At 39.1% G+C, this 653-nt stretch carries 1 pseudogene; it reads left to right on the top strand.

The annotated features are described in order from the left end of the window. Nucleotides 1-167: 167 nt before the first annotated feature. A pseudogene (locus LI074_RS17110) lies at nt 168-653 on the top strand (helix-turn-helix domain-containing protein); the annotation flags it as partial.

The raw sequence follows: 653 nt of genomic DNA, 5'->3' as shown, positions 1-653 counted from the left end.
AGGCAATCTGGAATGAATTTTGGCTACGTTACTGTGAACGGAGTGAACAGTAACAAACAGATTGTTTGTGTTGCCTTTATCTGGACTATATCACCTTCAAATGATAAAATATAGTAAAATATTGATATAAATAACAAAATATTGCTGCGTATGCGAGAGGAATAAAGATGCAGGAGAAAAGTAAGGAATACAATGAAAAAGAACAACAGGTTGCAGAGAACCGAAGCAGGAATACTCTATTTGAGAGACGTGAGAATTTACAGAAACATGAATCTTATGCAAGTGAGCGTCGGCAGTATGATGCTATCAGGAATGGTCAGACAGACAGAATACAGTCCGTTTTTCAGATCACACCGGATGGAACTCCTGGAATACTGTCCAGAAATGAACTGCGAAACAGTAAGAATATGTTTATCGCAGGAATTACGCTGTTTACCAGAGCTGCGATTGAAGGTGGCGTACCTGAAGAAACTGCTTATGCATTAAGCGATGGCTATATTCAGACAGTGGAAGAGTGTACCAGTAAATCTTCCATAGAAAAGTTATCACAAAAAGCAGCTCTGAGATTTGCCCAGGAAGTGCAAAAGTCCGGAATGAGACATTACAGCAGAGAAATTGAAGCGGCAGTAAAATATATTCATCTTCATCTGCAT

This window comes from Blautia sp. MSK18_10 (assembly GCF_020553185.1).
Classification (GTDB): Bacteria; Bacillota; Clostridia; order Lachnospirales; family Lachnospiraceae; genus Blautia_A; species Blautia_A wexlerae.
This window is presented reverse-complemented; position numbering and strand designations above follow the sequence as displayed.